This window comes from Streptomyces lienomycini, assembly GCF_027947595.1.
In the GTDB taxonomy this organism is placed as follows: domain Bacteria; phylum Actinomycetota; class Actinomycetes; order Streptomycetales; family Streptomycetaceae; genus Streptomyces; species Streptomyces lienomycini.
Window position 1 is genome coordinate 5656433 of record NZ_CP116257.1, and the last position, 16556, is coordinate 5672988.

The following is a 16556-nucleotide window of genomic DNA, read 5'->3' on the forward strand; positions in this document are numbered from 1 at the left end:
CGTCCGCGATCCTGGGGAGCGGCGTACGCACGTCCGGCAGGGCGAGGGCCCGGACCGCGTGGCTGCCGGGGCCGGGCCCCGTCGTGCGGGAGTGGATCAGTCGGTCGGCGCCCAGTAGTCGACCAGGGCGGCCGTGCCCGGCTCCACGTCCTTCCAGGAGCCCGTGAAGGTCAGGACGGCGAAGGCGGCGGTCGGGAAGCCCCGGCTGCCCATCCGCTCGCGGACCTCGGTCTCGGCCGAGCCGGCCAGGATCTCGGCCAGTGCCTCCATGCCCGGGTTGTGGCCGATCACCACGACGTTCCGCAGGTCGTCCGGGGTCTCGTTGAGCACGGCGATCAGCTCGCCGGGCGAGGCCTCGTAGATCCGCTCCTCGTAGACGGTTTTCGGCCGGTGCGGGAACTCCTGGACAGCGAGTTTCCAGGTCTCGCGGGTCCGGATCGAGGTCGAGCACAGGGCCTGGTCGATGGGCACGCCGGTATCCGCCAGTCGGCGCCCGGCCTCTGCGGCGTCCTTGCGGCCCCGGTCGGCGAGTGGCCGCTCATGGTCGGTCACCTGTGGCCAGTCGGCTTTCGCATGCCGGAAGAGAACAATCCTGCGGGGTTCTGCGACGCTCATGTCATCCAGCTTCGCATGAAACAGGCCACGGGGCCCTGGGAGTTGACATGCGGATCCGCCGGGGGCGCACGGCGCGGGCTCCGGTCCCGGCTCAGCGCGCGGTCAGCCGCTCCAGCCGCTCCAGGAGGTGGGCGACGGCGGGCTGGTCCGTGGCCGCGTGGGCGTCGGCGGGATTGAGTATGAGCAGGAGCAGCGCGACGAAGGCCAGCACCGGCAGGGCCAGGGCCCACCAGGGCAGCCGCATGTCCACGCCGCCCCCAGTTGCCTGGGGAGGCCGGGTGTGGGTAGGGGCCGACATGAGTGCCTCCGCTGGTCTTCGGGCGTCGCTGGTCCGTGCTGCGCGGCCCGCCTGTGGCGGGCACATCTCGAAGCTACGGAATCCGCGGGCCCCAACCCATCCGGAGGTCCACCCACTTGACCCTGACCCTCACCCCCTAGGGGACGGGGGGGGGGTTAACCCCACCGTCCGGCGTGCGCGGGCGGGGTCACGGCGAGGCGATCGTCGCGATGACGCCGATGATCACGAAGATCACGAGGAAGAAACCGAAGACGATCAGCATCTTCTTCTGGCCGTGCTGGGGGTCCGGGTCGAGAACTGGCATGCGGCAAGTCTCGCATCCGTCCCCCGCGCCGGGACCGGCGGGCCGCGACCCGCTCCCCCGGGTCCCTGTCCCGTGCCGGCGGGCCGGGCGGGCGGCCTCCCGCCCCGGGCGTGATCGTGCTCCGGTCCCGTCGCTGTCCGGCTTCTCAGCGGGCGGCCTCGGCCTCCACCGTGCGATCGCGTCCCGCCAGGACGCCCACCACGATCTGCGGCACCATCAGCGCGCTCATCAGGGCGATCGGCAGGCCCCAGCCGCCGCTGTGCTGGTAGAGCACGCCGACCAGGAGGGGCCCCGGGATGGAGATCAGGTAACCGGTGCTCTGTGCGAAGGCGGACAGCTGGGCGACGCCCGCTCCCGTCCTGGCCCGCATCCCGACCATGGTCAGCGCGAGCGGGAAGGCGCAGTTCGAGACGCCCAGCAGCACGGCCCAGGCCCAGGCGCCGCCGACCGGGGCGAAGTACAGACCGGCGTAGCCGGCGAGGCCGCACACACCCAGGACCACCACGATGGGGCCCTGGTGGGGCAGGCGGCTCGCCACGCGCGGGATGACGAAGGCCAGCGGCACACCCATCACCATGATCACGGCGAGCAGGAGTCCGGCGGTGCCGGCGGACACACCCGAGTCGCGGAAGATCTGGGCCATCCAGCCCATGGTGATGTACGCGGCGGTGGCCTGGAGGCCGAAGAACACGGCGAGCGCCCAGGCCGTACGGCTCCGGGTGATCCGCAACGGGGGCTGGTCGGCGGTCTGCTCGCCCTCCGGCCGCGGTGACGGCGCCGACGGCTCCCTGCGGTTGCGTACGAAGGGGATCCACGGCACGACGGCCAGTGCGGGCAGTACGGCCCACACCGCGAGGCCCGGCTGCCAGTGACCGCCCAGCGCGTTCGTCAGCGGCACGGTCGCCGCGGCGGCGACGGAGGTGCCAAGCGCGAGAGCCATCGAGTACAGGCCGGTCATGGAGCCGACCCGGTCGGGGAAGTAGCGCTTGACGATGACCGGCATCAGGACGTTGCTGACCGCGATGCCCATCAGCGCGAGGGCGGTGGCGGCCAGGAAGCCGGCCGTGCCGCCGATGTACGGGCGTATCAGCACACCGGCGGTGATGGCGACCATGCCCGCGCAGACCACCGCTCCCGGCCCGAAGCGACGGGCCAGGCGGGGGGCCATGACGCCGAAGACGGCGAAGCACAGCGGGGGCACGGAGGTGAGCAGTCCGGCGACGCTGCCGCTCATGCCGAGCCCGTCGCGGACCTCTTCCAGCAGCGCGCCCAGGCTGGTGATGGCGGGGCGCAGGTTGAGCGCGGCCAGGACGATGCCGACGACGAGCAGCCGGGTCGTCCACGTCGTCCACGCGCGCGTGGACGGTGCCGCGCCGGGTACCTCGCGCTCATCGCTCCCCACGCGCGCGTCGGTACGGGTACGCGGAGCGGGACGTGCCTGCGTACGTGTCTCCGTGCCCGTTTCCGTGCCCCTCTCCGTCCCCGTTTCCCACCGGGTTTCCGACCGTGTTTCGTCACTAGCCATGAGACCCATCATAGAATCATGGGATGAATGATTGTCCACTCGCGTGCGAAGGTGAGCCATGCCACTGAGCCATCCCCGTCGTTCGGCACTGTCCGAGCAGGTCATCGCGGCGTTGCGGCAGCAGATCGCCTCGGGCGAATGGCCGGTCGGCTCCCGCATCCCCACCGAGCCGGAACTGGTCGAGCAGCTCGGCGTGGCACGGAACACGGTGCGTGAGGCGGTACGCGCGCTGGCGCACAACGGCCTGCTGGACATCCGCCAGGGCTCGGGCACCTACGTCGTCGCGATCAGCGAGCTGGCGGGCGTGATGCAGCGCCGCTTCGCGGACACGGACCCCCGGCACATCGCGGAACTGCGTTCCGCGCTGGAGTCGGCCGCCGCCCGGCTCGCCGCCGAGCGGCGCAGGGAGAAGGACCTCAAGCAGCTCGACGCGCTCATGGTGCGCCGCGAGGAGTCCTGGGCGTCGGGTGACACGGAGGCGTTCGTGACGGCGGACGCGACCTTCCACCTGGCCGTCGTGGCCGCCTCGCACAACGACGTGATGACGGCCATGTACGCGGATCTGGGCGAGGTGATGCGGGACTGGCTGCGCGAGGACGTCGGCGGCGAGCTGACGCCGGGGACGCACATGGACCACACCCGGCTCGTCGACGCGATCCGCGCGGGGGACGCCGAGACGGCGGGGACGGAGGCCGCGGGCTATCCGTTCGTGTGCCGCCCCGGCCGGGTGCGCCCGGCCGGCTGAGCGGGCCGCGACACGCCGAGGGCCCGCACCCCGGGAGGGATGCGGGCCCCGCGGAAGCCGCCGGGAGACGGGTCGGTCAGGCGCCGATGGCGTGCAGTCCGCCGTCGACGTGGACGATCTCGCCCGTGGTCTTCGGGAACCAGTCGCTCAGCAGCGCGACGATGCCGCGGCCGGCCGGCTCCGGGTCCTTGAGGTCCCACTCCAGCGGGGAGCGGTTGTCCCACACGGAGGCCAGCTCGCCGAAGCCCGGGATGGACTTGGCGGCCATGGAGCCGAGCGGACCCGCCGAGACCAGGTTGCAGCGGATGTTCTGCTTGCCCAGGTCACGGGCCATGTAGCGGCTGGTGGCCTCCAGCGCGGCCTTGGCCGGGCCCATCCAGTCGTACTGCGGCCAGGCGTACTGGGCGTCGAAGGTGAGGCCGACGACCGAGCCGCCGTTCTGCATCAGCGGCAGGCAGGCCATGGTCAGCGACTTCAGGGAGTACGCCGAGACGTGCATGGCGGTGGCGACCGACTCGAACGGCGTGTTCAGGAAGTTCCCGCCGAGCGCGTCCTGCGGGGCGAAGCCGATGGAGTGCACGACGCCGTCGAGGCCGCCCAGCTCCTCGGCAACGATGTCGGCCAGGCGTCCGAGGTGCTCGTCGTTGGTGACGTCCAGCTCGACGACCTTGGTCGGCTTGGGCAGCTTCTTGGCGATGCGCTCGGTCAGCGTGGGCCGCGGGAACGCGGTCAGGATGATCTCGGCGCCCTGCTCCTGGGCCAGCTTGGCGGCGTGGAAGGCGATGGAGGACTCCAGCAGCACGCCGGTGATCAGGACGCGCTTGCCCTCGAGGATTCCGCTCATGGTGATCAGTGACCCATTCCCAGTCCGCCGTCAACGGGGATGACGGCTCCAGTGATGTACGAGGCGTCGTCCGACGCGAGGAACCGCACCGTCGCGGCGATCTCCTCCGGCCGCGCGTACCGGCCCAGCGGCACCTGCGACACGATGTTCGCCCGCTGCTCGTCGGTGAGCACCTTGGTCATGTCGGTGTCGACGAAGCCGGGCGCGACGACGTTGAAGGTGATGTTGCGCGACCCCAGCTCACGGGCGAGGGAGCGCGCGAAGCCGACCAGGCCGGCCTTGGAGGCGGCGTAGTTCGCCTGCCCCGCGGAACCGAGGAGCCCGACGACCGACGAGATGAGGACGACGCGGCCCTTCTTGGCGCGCAGCATGGCGCGGTTGGCGCGCTTGACGACGCGGAAGGTGCCGGTGAGGTTGGTCTCGACGACGGAGGTGAAGTCCTCCTCCGACATGCGCATCAGGAGCTGGTCCTTGGTGACGCCGGCGTTGGCGATCAGGACCTCGACGGGACCGTGGGTCTCCTCGATCTCCTTGTAGGCCTGCTCCACCTGCTCGGTGTCGGTGATGTCGCACTTGACGGCCAGGAAGCCCTCCGGCGGCTCACCCGAGCGGTACGTGATCGCGACGTTGTCGCCGGCGTCGGCGAATGCGCGGGCGATGGCGAGGCCGATGCCCCGGTTTCCTCCGGTGACGAGAACCGAGCGGCTCAACGGATCACCCTTTCCCTAGCGGTCGTCCACCCGCCCGGTCACCCGTACGGCGGGCGGCGACAGCAGGCGGCTTCCTCAAAAATCTATCGGTCCCCGGCCTCTCCCAGAGACTCGGGCACCCACAGTGGCTTACGGGGCTGTCTGTCGGGTCCCTACAGAACCGGTCCCGGGCGCGGCGGGAATGGTGTGGTCGCGGGGGCCCGGACGCGACATGATGCGGCGCAGCCCCCGGTGTCGCGGCAGACGACCGGTCATGTCGACAGAAAGAGACGCAGGTGCCTCACAGCATCGACGAAGCCTTCACGGCACTCCCCCTACGCGCCCTCGCCGACGCCGCGCTCGCCCGCGCGCGTGCCCTCGGCGCGGAGCACGCCGACTTCCGCCTGGAGCGGGTGCGCAGCGCGTCCCGGCGCCTGCGGGACGCCAGGCCCGCCGGGTCCTCGGACACCACCGACCTCGGGTACGCGGTGCGGGTGGTGCACGGCGGCACGTGGGGTTTCGCGTCCGGCGTGGACCTGACCATGGACGCCGCCGCCAAGGTCGCCTCGCAGGCGGTGGCGATGGCGAAGCTGTCGGCGCAGGTGATCAGGGCGGCCGGGTCGGAGGAGAGGGTCGAGCTGGCCGGTGAGCCCGTGCACGCCGACCGGACCTGGGTCTCGGCGTACGACGTCGACCCCTTCACCGTGCCCGACGCGGAGAAGTCGGCGCTGCTGGCCGACTGGAGCGCGCGGCTGCTGGCGGCCGACGGGGTGGATCACGTGGACGCCTCGCTGCTCACCGTGCACGAGAACAAGTTCTACGCCGACACCGCCGGGACCGTGACGACGCAGCAGCGGGTACGGCTGCACCCGGTGCTCACCGCCGTGTCGGTGGACGACTCCAGCGGCGAGTTCGACTCCATGCGCACGCTGGCGCCGCCGGCCGGGCGGGGCTGGGAGTACCTGACCGGCACCGGCTGGGACTGGGACGCGGAGCTGGAGGGGATTCCGGAGCTGCTGGCGGAGAAGATGCGGGCGCCGAGCGTCGAGGCGGGGCTGTACGACCTGGTCGTCGACCCGTCGAACCTGTGGCTGACCATCCACGAGTCCATCGGGCACGCCACCGAGCTGGACCGCGCGCTCGGCTACGAGGCCGCCTACGCCGGGACCTCCTTCGCCACCTTCGACCAGCTCGGCAAGCTGCGCTACGGCTCCGAGCTGATGAACGTCACCGGCGACCGCACCGCCGAGCACGGGCTGGCGACCGTCGGGTACGACGACGAGGGTGTCGAGGGCCAGTCCTGGGACCTGGTGAAGGACGGCACGCTGGTGGGCTACCAGCTCGACCGGCGGATCGCGCGGCTCACCGGGTTCGAGCGGTCCAACGGGTGCGCCTATGCCGACTCCCCCGCCCACGTGCCGGTGCAGCGGATGGCCAACGTGTCGCTGCGGCCGGATCCGGGCGGGTTGTCGACCGAGGATCTGATCGGGGGCGTCGACCGCGGGATCTACGTCGTCGGGGACCGGTCCTGGTCCATCGACATGCAGCGATACAACTTCCAGTTCACCGGTCAGCGGTTCTTCCGCATCGAGAACGGGCGGCTCGCCGGTCAGCTGCGGGACGTGGCGTACCAGGCGACGACCACCGACTTCTGGGGGTCCATGGCGGCCGTCGGCGGCCCGCAGACCTATGTCCTGGGCGGTGCCTTCAACTGCGGCAAGGCCCAGCCGGGCCAGGTCGCGGCCGTCTCGCACGGCTGCCCGTCCGCCCTCTTCAAGGGAGTCAACATTTTGAACACCACCCAGGAGGCGGGTCGATGAGCGCCGGGACCAACAAGCCGCACGAGATCGTCGAGCGGGCGCTGGAGCTGTCCCGGGCGGACGGGTGCGTCGTCATCGCCGACGAGGAGTCCACCGCCAACCTGCGCTGGGCGGGCAACGCGCTCACCACCAACGGCGTCACGCGCGGGCGCACGCTGACGGTCGTCGCCACCGTCAACGGGCGGCAGGGCACGGCGTCCGGGGTGGTGTCGCGTTCGGCCGTGACCGTGGACGAGCTGGAGCCCCTGGTGCGTGCCGCCGAGGCCGCAGCGCGGGACGCGGGTCCGGCGGAGGACGCGCAGCCGCTGGTCACGGGCGGTGCGGCGGCGCCGGACTTCGCCGACGCGCCCGCCGAGACCTCGTCGGCGGTGTTCGCCGACTTCGCGCCGGCGCTCGGAGAGGCGTTCGCACGCGCGCGTGCGGGTGGCCGGGAGCTGTACGGGTTCGCCAACCACGAGATGACGTCGACGTACCTGGGCACGTCGACGGGGCTCAGGCTGCGGCACGACCAGCCGAACGGGACGCTGGAACTGAACGCCAAGTCGCCGGACCGCACCCGGTCGGCGTGGGCGGGGCAGGCCACGCGGGACTTCAAGGACGTCGACCCGGCGGCGCTCGACGCCGAGCTGGCCGTACGCCTGGGCTGGGCCGAGCGGCGGGTGGAGCTGCCCGCGGGGCGGTACGAGACGCTGCTGCCGCCCACCGCCGTCGCGGACCTGCTGATCTACCAGTACTGGTCGGCGTCCGGGCGGGACGCGGTCGAGGGGCGCACGGTGTTCTCCGAGCCGGGCGGCGGCACCCGGCTCGGCGAGCGGCTCGGCGCGCTGCCGCTGACGCTGCGCAGCGATCCGCACGAGCCCGGTCTGGAGTGCGCGCCGTTCGTGGTCGCGCACTCCTCGGGGGGCGACCAGTCGGTGTTCGACAACGGGCTGCCGGTCACCGCGACCGACTGGATCCGGGGCGGTGAGCTGCACCGGCTGACGACCACCCGGCACGGCGCCGGGCTGACCGGGCTGCCGGTGGCACCCGCGAGCGGCAACCTGATCCTGGACGGCGGCGACCCCGACCGGTCCCTGGACACGATGGTCGCGGACACGGAGCGCGGGCTGCTGCTGACCTGCCTGTGGTACATCCGCGAGGTCGACCCGGCGACGCTGCTGCTGACCGGGCTGACCCGCGACGGTGTCTACCTCGTCGAGCACGGCGAGGTCGTCGGCGAGGTGAACAACTTCCGGTTCAACGAGTCGCCGGTGGATCTGCTGGGGCGGGTTTCGGAGGCGGGGCGGACCGAGAAGACGCTGCCGCGGGAGTGGGGCGACTGGTTCACCAGGGCCGCGATGCCCGCGCTGCGGGTCCCCGATTTCAATATGAGCTCTGTCAGTCAGGGCGTATAACCTCGTACCTGATTTGCGAGACCACTCGACACGACTCGATACGTCTCGATACAGGACCAGTCAAGGAGACACGAGAACGTGACGGACATCGTCGACGAGCTGAAGTGGCGCGGGCTGTTCGCCCAGTCCACCGACGAGGACGCTTTGCGCAAGGCGCTCGCGGACGGTCCCGTCACGTTCTATTGCGGTTTCGACCCGACCGCGCCGTCCCTGCACGTGGGGCACCTGGTGCAGGTGCTCACCGTGCGCCGCCTCCAGCAGGCCGGGCACCGGCCGCTGGCGCTGGTCGGCGGGGCCACGGGGCAGATCGGCGACCCGCGCCCGACCGCCGAGCGCACGCTGAACTCGCCGGAGACCGTCGCGGGCTGGGTGCGGCGGCTGCGCGGCCAGATCGAGCCGTTCCTGTCCTTCGAGGGCGAGAACGCCGCGGTGATGGTCAACAACCTCGACTGGACCGAGGGCCTGTCGGCGATCGAGTTCCTGCGGGACATCGGCAAGCACTTCCGGGTCAACAAGATGCTGACCAAGGACTCCGTCGCCCGGCGCCTGGAGTCCTCCGAGGGCATCAGCTACACGGAGTTCAGCTACCAGCTCCTCCAGGCGATGGACTTCCTCCAGCTCTACCGGAGGTACGGCTGCACGATGCAGCAGGGCGGCAGCGACCAGTGGGGCAACCTCACGGCCGGCCTTGACCTGCTGCACCGCCTGGAGCCGGACGCCACGGCCCACGCCTACGCGACGCCGCTGATGACCAAGGCGGACGGCACCAAGTTCGGCAAGACCGAGGGCGGCGCCGTCTGGCTCGACCCGGAGATGACGACGCCGTACGCGTTCTACCAGTTCTGGCTGAACGTGGACGACCGGGACATCTCGACGTACTCGCGGATCCTGTCCTTCCGCTCCCGTGCGGAGCTGGAGGAGCTGGAGCGGCAGACCGAGGAGCGTCCGCAGGCGCGGGCGGCGCAGCGGGCGCTGGCCGAGGAGCTGACGACGCTGGTGCACGGCGCCGGTCAGACGGCCGCGGTGATCGCCGCGTCCAAGGCCCTCTTCGGGCAGGGCGACCTGGCGGAGCTGGACGAGGCGACGCTGGCCGCGGCCCTCTCCGAGCTGCCGCACGTCCGGGTCGCCGAGCCCGCCCCGGTCGTCGACCTGCTCGCCGAGGTCGGCCTGGTGGCCAGCAAGTCCGCCGCGCGCCGCACGGTGAAGGAGGGCGGCGCCTACGTGAACAACGCCAAGGTCACCGGCGAGGACGCGGTCCCCGCCAAGGAGGACCTGCTGCACGGGCGCTGGCTGGTGCTGCGCCGTGGCAAGAAGAACCTGGCCGCGGTGGAGGTCACCGGCGCCTGAGCGGGCGCACGCGCGAGGGGCGGTCCCCGGTGCCTCACGGCTGCCGGGGGCCGCCCCTCCGGTGTACCGGGACGGCCCGGGGGCCGGGTCAGGCCCGCTCGCGCCGCCGGTTGCCCCGTACCGCCGAGTAGGCCGCGTCGCCGAGGCCGACCACGATGATCGCCGCGACCAGCTGGAACAGGTGCCGCCACCAGTCGATGCCGGCCGTCGCCTCGACGCCGGCCGCGCGGGCGATCGCGTTGCCGATGATCGCGCCGATCATGCCGCAGATGGTGGTCAGCCACAGGGGCATGTGCTGCTTGCCGGGAATGATCGCCTTGGCGATCAAGCCGAGCACGAATCCCACGATGATCGCCCACAACCAGCCCATGGCTGCCTCCTCGTCCGGCTCTACGCGAGCATTGCCACCAGTGTTCGGCCGTACCGCGTACGGCGCATGCCGCGTACGTCCGAACGGGGTACCGGCGCCTACGCCGCGCGGCGCACCCGGCGCGGTCCGCCCGACCCAGCCCCCCTCTCGTGAGCGGCGCAGGGGCGGCGTAACGTGGGGAGTTGTCCGGGACCGGAGTCCCCGAGCGGCCGCGGACCAGAGCGGGGCGGGGAGAGTCCGATGCGGGCGGATGGTGGAACCAGATGCGGAAGCAGAGTGCCGGCGGCAGCGCCGAGGTGTTCCGGATCACCGGGGCCCGTACGGGTCTCCAGGAGGACGTGCGCGCCCGGCAGCGCCGGTACATCATCTCGATGTCCGTCCGCACGGCGTCGGTGATCCTCGCGGTCTGCCTGTGGAACGTGGAACGGCACGTCGCGATCGTGGCCCTGGTCCTCGGTGCGGCCCTGCCGTACATCGCGGTCGTGATCGCCAACGCCGGGCGTGAGAACGCGCCATCTTTGCCGTCGACGTTCGTGACGGCGCCGACCCCGCCGATGATCATGCCGTCGCGTGCGGAGGACGGCTCGGCGGAACCCGTCCCGGAGGGCGAGGGAGCCGACTCGGTGCCCGGCGCGGCCGGTGACTCGCGCGGCCGGCCGTGACCGTCCGCGGTGGCGGAGACGCCGTCCGGGCGGACGTCGATTCCACGCCAGGCAGAAGAAATGCTCAGATGAATCGTGTGGTTCAGGTGCCGAGCGATGGGTGAGCCGTGACATACTTCGTACGCGCTCCGCATCCCCCGTCGGAGCGACAGACCGACGCCGGGCAGCTCCCCCCGTGGCTGCTCGGCGTCGCCTTGTGTGCGGACCTGTGAGACGAAACCGTGAGTGACGAAACCACCCCGATTTGCTCCGCCAAGGGCTGCCGCACCCCCGCCGTGTGGGTGCTGGCGTGGAACAACCCGAAGCTGCACACCCCGGAGCGTCGCAAGACGTGGATCGCCTGCGAGGAGCACCGGGAGCATCTGTCCCAGTTCCTCGGGGTGCGGGGGTTCCTGAAGGACGTGGTGCCGCTCGCCGAGTGGGAGGCCCCGGAGGGTTCCGGCGGGGCCTGACCCCGGGGGGGCCTAACCCCCGATCGCGGACATCGGCCGGTCGGGCTGCACGAACGTCGGGTCGTCCAGGCCCGCGCCCGCCTTCTTGCCCCACATGGCCAGCCGCCAGATGCGGGCGATCTCCTCGTCGGGGGCGTCGGAGCGCAGGGCGGCACGCAGGTCGGTCTCCTCGGTGGCGAACAGACAGGTGCGCACCTGGCCGTCGGCGGTCAGACGGGTGCGGTCGCAGGCCGAGCAGAACGGGCGGGTGACGGAGGCGATGACGCCGACGCGGTGCGGGCCGCCGTCCACGAGCCAGCGTTCGGCGGGGGCCGAGCCGCGCTCCTCGGAGCCCTCGGCGGTCAGCTCGAAGCGGGTGCGCAGGGAGGTGAGGATGTCACCGGCGGTGACCATGCCCTCGCGCTTCCAGCCGTGCTGGGCGTCCAGCGGCATCTGCTCGATGAAGCGCAGTTCGTAGTCGTGCTCGACGGCCCAGGACAGCAGGTCGGGGGCCTCGTCGTCGTTGAGTCCCGGCATCAGGACGCTGTTCACCTTGACGGGGGTGAGACCGGCCTCGCGGGCGGCCGCCAGGCCCTCCAGGACGTCCTTGTGGCGGTCCCGGCGGGTGAGGGTCTTGAAGACGTCCGGGCGCAGGGTGTCCAGGGAGACGTTGACCCGGTCCAGGCCCGCCGCCTTGAGGGCGCTCGCCGTGCGCCTGAGGCCGATGCCGTTGGTGGTCAGCGACATCCGGGGGCGCCGGGCGAGGGCGGCGACGCGCTCGACGATGCCGACCAGGCCGGGGCGCAGCAGCGGCTCCCCGCCCGTGAAGCGGACTTCGTCGATGCCGAGGGAGGTGACCGCGATGTCGATGAGGCGGACGATCTCGTCGTCCGTGAGCAGATCGGGCTTGGCCAGCCACTGGAGGCCCTCTTCGGGCATGCAGTAGGTGCAGCGCAGATTGCAGCGGTCGGTGAGCGAGACCCTCAGGTCGGTGGCCACTCGGCCGTAGGTGTCGATGAGCACAGGGGCCCCCTCCCTCGACGCGGATCGGTGGAGCACTTCTCTCCTCCGACACAGTCGAGCCTACGTGACCGGTCCGACATCGACAGCCGCCCGATCCCACGACGCGCGACGCGGCCGCGTCGTAGGGATCTACGAGCGGCCGCGTCGGTGCGGGTCGGGCGCGGGGCCCGCTGCGGGTCCGGCGGGGACGTCAGTGCGCGCCCGTGCCGGTCAGGGACCGGACCTCCAGCTCCGCGTACTTCGCCTTGTCGGGCTCCTCCTTCGACAGGACCGTGCCGAGCCAGCCCATCAGGAAGCCGAACGGGATGGAGATGATGCCGGGGTTCTTCAGCGGGAACCAGGCGAAGTCGACGTCCGGGAACATCGCCTTCGGGTCGCCGGAGACGACCGGCGAGAACAGCACCAGGCCGACGGCGACGATCAGGCCGCCGTAGATCGACCACAGGGCGCCCTGGGTGGTGAACCTCTTCCAGAACAGGCTGTAGAGGATCGTCGGCAGGTTGGCGGACGCAGCGACCGCGAAGGCCAGCGCGACCAGGCCGGCCACGTTCAGGTCGCGGGCGAGGGCGCCGAGCGCGATGGAGACGATGCCGATGAAGACGGTCGCCCAGCGGGCGGCCTTCATCTCCTCCTTCTCGGTGGCCTGGCCCCTGCGGATGACGTTGGCGTAGATGTCGTGCGCGAAGGACGAGGACGAGGCGAGGGTGAGGCCCGCGACGACGGCGAGGATGGTCGCGAAGGCCACCGCCGAGATCGTGGCGAGCAGGATCGCGCCCCAGGCCGAGTCGACGCCGCCCACGTGCAGCGCGAGCAGCGGCGCCGCCGTGTTGCCGGACGGGTTGGACGCGATGATCTCGTCCTTCCCGATGAGGGCGGCGGCGCCGAAGCCGAGGGCGATGGTCATCAGGTAGAAGGCGCCGATGATGCCGATCGCCCAGTTGACGGACTTACGGGCGGCCTTGGCGTTGGGCACCGTGTAGAAGCGGATGAGGATGTGCGGCAGGCCGGCGGTGCCGAGCACCAGGGCGATGCCCAGGGAGATGAAGTCGAGCTTGGTGGTGCCGCTCGCGCCGTACTGGAGGCCGGGTTCCAGGAAGGCGGCGCCCGCACCGCTGTTGTCCGCGGCCTTGCCGAGCAGGTCGGAGATGTTGAAGTCGAACTTCAGCAGCACCAGGAAGGTGATCAGGATGGTGCCGCCGATCAGCAGCACGGCCTTGACCATCTGGACCCAGGTGGTGCCCTTCATGCCGCCGATCGTGACGTACACGATCATCAGGACGCCGACGAGGGCGACGATGAGGATCTTGCCGGCGTCGGAGGTGATGCCGAGCAGCAGCGAGACGAGGATGCCCGCGCCCGCCATCTGGGCCAGCAGGTAGAAGATCGAGACGACGATCGTGGAGGTGCCGGCGGCGGTGCGCACGGGGCGCTGGCGCATGCGGTACGCGAGGACGTCGCCCATCGTGTAGCGGCCGGAGTTCCTCAGCGGCTCGGCGACCAGGAGCAGGGCGACCAGCCAGGCGACCAGGAAGCCGATGGAGTACAGGAAGCCGTCGTAGCCGAAGAGGGCGATGGCGCCGGCGATGCCGAGGAAGGACGCGGCCGACATGTAGTCGCCGGAGACGGCGAGGCCGTTCTGGAAGGCGCTGAACGACCGGCCGCCCGCGTAGAAGTCGGCGGCGTCCTTGGTCTGGCGGCCCGCCCAGGCGGTGATCCCCAGCGTCGCGAGGACGAAGACGGCGAAGAGCGTGATGATGAGCGGCCGGTGCTCGCTGGCCTCGTTGGCGGCCAGTTCGGCGGCGAGTACGGACTGTGCGGGGCTCATGCGCCGCCCTCCATCCGGGTCTTGATGGCCTCGGCCTTGGGGTCGAGCTTCGCGGCGGCGTGCCGCGAGTACCACCAGGCGATGAGGAACGTGGTGACGAACTGGGCGATGCCGAAGACGAAGGCGACGTTGATGTTGCCGAAGAGCTTGGTGCCCATGAAGCCGCCGGCGTAGTTCGACAGCAGTACGTACAGCAGGTACCAGGCCACGAAGGCGACGGTCAGCGGAAACGCGAAGGAGCGGAAGGAGCGGCGCAGTTCGGCGAACTCGGCGCTCTGCTGCACTTCGGAGAACTCCTCGGCGGAGGGGAGTCGGTGTTCCTCTTTCGAGGGGGGCGGTGCGTCGGTGGCCACGGAGTCTCCTCGTACGACGGACATGACGGCTTGGACCTCGCTGTTCTCGCAGGGAACCGATCGTGCTCGGGCTCCCTGCCCAACGACACGGAACCCCGCGGGGACCGGTTCAACGCCCCCGGCACTTTCCGAAGTCACCCTCGGCAGGTCATTGCTGGCCAGCGACTTCGGGGGATAGCTTCACCCTGCACCACTACGTCATGTACCTGCCCGAGCCGTCACCCGTGTTCCGGGCAGGTGCCGTTTGCCGGATGATGTGGAGACCCCATGGATCATCTGCGTTTCCCGAGTGCCCCGCGCTCCAGACGCGGGCTCGTTCTCGCGGCGCCGGTCGCACCGGGCGTGGAGGGGTCGTGCAGCAAGAGTTTCCCGAGCTTCCCGACGGACTGGAGACAGCACGCATGACCGCACCTCACCCGCGTCACCGCCGCGCCCTCGCGATCCCGGCCGGTCTGGCCGTGGCCGCGTCGCTCGCGCTCCTGCCGGGCACCCCGGCCGCCGCGCCCCGGCGGCCGAGGCCGCGCCCTCGGCCTCGGCGGACGCGACCTCGCTCAGCTACGTCGTCAACGTCTCCCCCGGGCACCGTCCTTCGGCCACCGTGCGGCGTGCGATAGCCAAGGCGGGCGGCACGATCGTGACGTCGTACGGCCGGATCGGCGTGATCGTCGTCCACTCCGCGAACCCCGACTTCGCCCAGAGCGTCCGCAAGGTGCGCGGCGTGCAGTCGGCCGGTGCCACCCGCACCGCTCCGCTGCCCTCGGCCGCCACCACCGACACGGGCGCCCCGCAGGTGCTGAGCGGCAGGGAACTGGCCGCCGCCCAGGCCACCTCCGCGACGGCCGAGGGCCAGGACCCGCTGGAGTCGCTGCAGTGGGACCTGCCCGCCATCAAGGCGGACAAGGCGCACGAGAAGACGCTGGGCAGCAAGAAGGTCACCGTCGCCGTCATCGACACCGGCGTCGACGACACCCACCCGGACATCGCCCCGAACTTCGACCGCGAGGCGTCCGTCAACTGCGTCGCGGGCAAGCCGGACACCACCGACGGTGCCTGGCGGCCGAGCGCGGCGGAGAGCCCGCACGGCACCCACGTGGCCGGGGAGATAGCCGCCGCCAAGAACGGCATCGGCATGACCGGTGTGGCGCCCGGCGTCAAGGTCTCCGGCATCAAGGTCGGCAACCCCGACGGCTTCTTCTACGCGGAGGCCGTGGTCTGCGGCTTCATGTGGGCGGCCGAGCACGACGTCGACGTGACCAACAACAGCTACTACACCGACCCGTGGTACTTCAACTGCAAGGACGACCCGGACCAGAAGGCGCTCGTCGAGGCCGTCTCCCGGGCCTCGCGGTACGCGGAGAAGAAGGGCGCGGTCAACGTCGCCGCGGCCGGCAACGAGAACTACGACCTGGCCTCCGACGAGATCACCGACCCGTCCTCGCCGAACGACACCACGCCCGGCGACCGGACGGTCGACCCGTCGAAGTGCCTCGACATCCCGACCCAGCTGCCGGGCGTCGTGACGGTCGCGGCGACCGGCGCCAAGGGCCTCAAGTCGTCCTTCTCCAACCACGGTCTGGGCGTCATCGACATCGCCGCGCCCGGCGGCGACTCGACGGCCTACCAGACGCCCGCGCCGCCCGCCACCAGCGGACTGATCCTGGGCACGCTGCCCGGCGGCAAGTGGGGCTACATGGCCGGTACGTCGATGGCGTCGCCGCACGTCGCGGGCGTCGCCGCGCTGATCAAGTCGACGCACCCGCACGCCTCCCCGGCCATGGTGAAGGCGCTGCTGTACGCCCAGGCCGACGCGACGCCGTGCACCAAGCCGTACGACATCGACGGCGACGGCAAGGTCGACGCGGTGTGCGAGGGCTCGAAGAACCGCAACGGCTTCTACGGCTGGGGCATGGCCGACGCGCTGGACGCGGTGCGCTGGTAGCCGGTACACGCGCGTGACGCCGGTGCGGCGGTCCGGGTCCCCCTCGGCCCGCCGCACCCGCCGTGCGGCAGCATCTTCGTCATGGACACGTCCGAGGACCCCGCCACCTGGGCGCCCGAACCGGTGCGCCCGCGCGGGCGGTTGATCCTGGCCTTCGCCGCCACCCTGGTGTTCTTGACGCCGCTGTGCGTGCTCTGGCCGGCCGTGGCCGCCGTGCTCTTCGCGGTCGGCCTGTTCGCCGACGCCATCGCGGCGGTCAGCGAGGGCTTCGAACGCGGCTGCCTGAGGTTCGTGGACGACACCCTCGGCGGCATCGCGCGGCTGGGCTCCTGGTGTGTGAGTCGGCCGGAGCTGCGGCACGGGGGGCGCCGC

17 protein-coding genes and 1 pseudogene are annotated in these 16556 nt (G+C 71.4%); 7 read left to right on the plus strand and 11 right to left on the minus strand.

Annotation, left to right across the window (positions count from 1 at the left end; all coding sequences use genetic code 11):
• Positions 1-96: 96 nt before the first annotated feature.
• The 4 genes from BJ961_RS25775 to BJ961_RS25790 all read right to left on the minus strand — a co-directional run bounded on the left by BJ961_RS25775 (position 97) and on the right by BJ961_RS25790 (position 2754).
• Positions 97-615, minus strand: a complete 519-nt coding sequence (locus BJ961_RS25775; protein ID WP_271415173.1) for a SixA phosphatase family protein — start codon at positions 613-615, stop codon at positions 97-99.
• Positions 616-706: 91 nt separating this feature from the next.
• Positions 707-913 (minus strand): hypothetical protein, encoded by a 207-nt coding sequence (locus BJ961_RS25780; protein ID WP_271415174.1) that lies wholly within the window; start codon positions 911-913, stop codon positions 707-709.
• Between the two features lie 187 nt (positions 914-1100).
• The gene (locus BJ961_RS25785) at positions 1101-1217 is read right to left on the minus strand and encodes an SGM_5486 family transporter-associated protein (protein WP_271415175.1); all 117 of its coding nucleotides are present in this window, start codon (positions 1215-1217) and stop codon (positions 1101-1103) included.
• Positions 1218-1362: 145 nt separating this feature from the next.
• Complete coding sequence (locus BJ961_RS25790) at positions 1363-2754, minus strand: CynX/NimT family MFS transporter (protein WP_271415176.1); 1392 nt, start codon at positions 2752-2754, stop codon at positions 1363-1365.
• A gap of 46 nt (positions 2755-2800) precedes the next feature.
• On the opposite strand from BJ961_RS25790, the gene BJ961_RS25795 reads away from it, so the two are divergent.
• Positions 2801-3487, plus strand: coding sequence for a FadR/GntR family transcriptional regulator (locus BJ961_RS25795; RefSeq protein WP_271415177.1), 687 nt, complete (start codon positions 2801-2803; stop codon positions 3485-3487).
• A gap of 76 nt (positions 3488-3563) precedes the next feature.
• Here the strand turns inward: BJ961_RS25795 and fabI are convergent, their stop codons facing one another.
• Both fabI and fabG read right to left on the minus strand, forming a co-directional pair.
• Positions 3564-4331 carry an enoyl-ACP reductase FabI gene (gene fabI / locus BJ961_RS25800; protein WP_271415178.1) on the minus strand — a complete coding sequence of 256 codons (768 nt, stop codon included), beginning with the start codon at positions 4329-4331 and terminating at the stop codon, positions 3564-3566.
• Positions 4332-4336: 5 nt separating this feature from the next.
• A complete protein-coding gene (gene fabG / locus BJ961_RS25805) occupies positions 4337-5041 on the minus strand; it encodes a 3-oxoacyl-[acyl-carrier-protein] reductase (protein ID WP_271415179.1) in 705 nt (234 codons plus the stop codon).
• A 275-nt stretch (positions 5042-5316) separates the two neighbouring features.
• On the opposite strand from fabG, the gene BJ961_RS25810 reads away from it, so the two are divergent.
• From BJ961_RS25810 to tyrS, 3 genes are all read left to right on the plus strand, one after another.
• Entirely contained in the window at positions 5317-6840 is a 1524-nt protein-coding gene (locus BJ961_RS25810; protein ID WP_271415180.1) for a TldD/PmbA family protein, read from the plus strand.
• On the plus strand, positions 6837-8234 hold the full coding sequence (locus tag BJ961_RS25815) for a metallopeptidase TldD-related protein (protein ID WP_271415181.1): 1398 nt from the start codon (positions 6837-6839) through the stop codon (positions 8232-8234). Before BJ961_RS25810 ends, BJ961_RS25815 begins: the two co-directional genes overlap by 4 nt.
• 78 nt (positions 8235-8312) lie before the next feature.
• Positions 8313-9581: a tyrosine--tRNA ligase gene (tyrS, locus tag BJ961_RS25820; RefSeq protein ID WP_271415182.1), complete on the plus strand. Its 1269-nt coding sequence runs from the start codon at positions 8313-8315 to the stop codon at positions 9579-9581.
• Positions 9582-9669: 88 nt separating this feature from the next.
• Here tyrS and BJ961_RS25825 read toward each other — a convergent pair whose 3' ends face one another.
• Complete coding sequence (locus BJ961_RS25825) at positions 9670-9951, minus strand: GlsB/YeaQ/YmgE family stress response membrane protein (protein ID WP_271415183.1); 282 nt, start codon at positions 9949-9951, stop codon at positions 9670-9672.
• Between the two features lie 263 nt (positions 9952-10214).
• Here BJ961_RS25825 and BJ961_RS25830 point away from each other — a divergent pair, with 263 nt between their 5' ends.
• A complete protein-coding gene (locus BJ961_RS25830) occupies positions 10215-10613 on the plus strand; it encodes a DUF3099 domain-containing protein (protein ID WP_271415184.1) in 399 nt (132 codons plus the stop codon).
• A gap of 221 nt (positions 10614-10834) precedes the next feature.
• Positions 10835-11065: a hypothetical protein gene (locus BJ961_RS25835; RefSeq protein ID WP_271415185.1), complete on the plus strand. Its 231-nt coding sequence runs from the start codon at positions 10835-10837 to the stop codon at positions 11063-11065.
• A gap of 12 nt (positions 11066-11077) precedes the next feature.
• Here BJ961_RS25835 and moaA read toward each other — a convergent pair whose 3' ends face one another.
• The 3 genes from moaA to BJ961_RS25850 all read right to left on the minus strand — a co-directional run bounded on the left by moaA (position 11078) and on the right by BJ961_RS25850 (position 14245).
• Positions 11078-12067, minus strand: a complete 990-nt coding sequence (gene moaA, locus BJ961_RS25840) for a GTP 3',8-cyclase MoaA (RefSeq protein WP_271415186.1) — start codon at positions 12065-12067, stop codon at positions 11078-11080.
• 190 nt (positions 12068-12257) lie between these two features.
• Positions 12258-13892 carry a solute symporter family protein gene (locus tag BJ961_RS25845; RefSeq protein ID WP_271415187.1) on the minus strand — a complete coding sequence of 545 codons (1635 nt, stop codon included), beginning with the start codon at positions 13890-13892 and terminating at the stop codon, positions 12258-12260.
• Entirely contained in the window at positions 13889-14245 is a 357-nt protein-coding gene (locus BJ961_RS25850; RefSeq protein ID WP_271415188.1) for a DUF485 domain-containing protein, read from the minus strand. Before BJ961_RS25850 ends, BJ961_RS25845 begins: the two co-directional genes overlap by 4 nt.
• A 401-nt stretch (positions 14246-14646) precedes the next feature.
• Here BJ961_RS25850 and BJ961_RS25855 point away from each other — a divergent pair.
• Positions 14647-16184: pseudogene (locus BJ961_RS25855) on the plus strand (S8 family peptidase).
• Here the strand turns inward: BJ961_RS25855 and BJ961_RS25860 are convergent.
• On the minus strand, positions 16139-16486 hold the full coding sequence (locus BJ961_RS25860) for a hypothetical protein (RefSeq protein WP_271415189.1): 348 nt from the start codon (positions 16484-16486) through the stop codon (positions 16139-16141). The pseudogene BJ961_RS25855 and the gene BJ961_RS25860 overlap by 46 nt on opposite strands.
• Positions 16487-16556 lie beyond the last annotated feature (70 nt).

Bases quoted from the DNA above. Each gene is read 5' to 3' on its own strand.
- fabI (WP_271415178.1), bottom strand. From the start codon at position 4,331: ATGAGCGGAATCCTCGAGGGCAAGCGCGTCCTGATCACCGGCGTGCTG.
- BJ961_RS25815 (WP_271415181.1), top strand. From the start codon at position 6,837: ATGAGCGCCGGGACCAACAAGCCGCACGAGATCGTCGAGCGGGCGCTG.
- BJ961_RS25825 (WP_271415183.1), bottom strand. From the start codon at position 9,951: ATGGGCTGGTTGTGGGCGATCATCGTGGGATTCGTGCTCGGCTTGATC.
- BJ961_RS25790 (WP_271415176.1), bottom strand. From the start codon at position 2,754: ATGATGGGTCTCATGGCTAGTGACGAAACACGGTCGGAAACCCGGTGG.
- BJ961_RS25795 (WP_271415177.1), top strand. From the start codon at position 2,801: ATGCCACTGAGCCATCCCCGTCGTTCGGCACTGTCCGAGCAGGTCATC.
- BJ961_RS25830 (WP_271415184.1), top strand. From the start codon at position 10,215: ATGCGGAAGCAGAGTGCCGGCGGCAGCGCCGAGGTGTTCCGGATCACC.
- BJ961_RS25780 (WP_271415174.1), bottom strand. From the start codon at position 913: ATGTCGGCCCCTACCCACACCCGGCCTCCCCAGGCAACTGGGGGCGGC.
- BJ961_RS25775 (WP_271415173.1), bottom strand. From the start codon at position 615: ATGAGCGTCGCAGAACCCCGCAGGATTGTTCTCTTCCGGCATGCGAAA.
- BJ961_RS25845 (WP_271415187.1), bottom strand. From the start codon at position 13,892: ATGAGCCCCGCACAGTCCGTACTCGCCGCCGAACTGGCCGCCAACGAG.
- BJ961_RS25785 (WP_271415175.1), bottom strand. From the start codon at position 1,217: ATGCCAGTTCTCGACCCGGACCCCCAGCACGGCCAGAAGAAGATGCTG.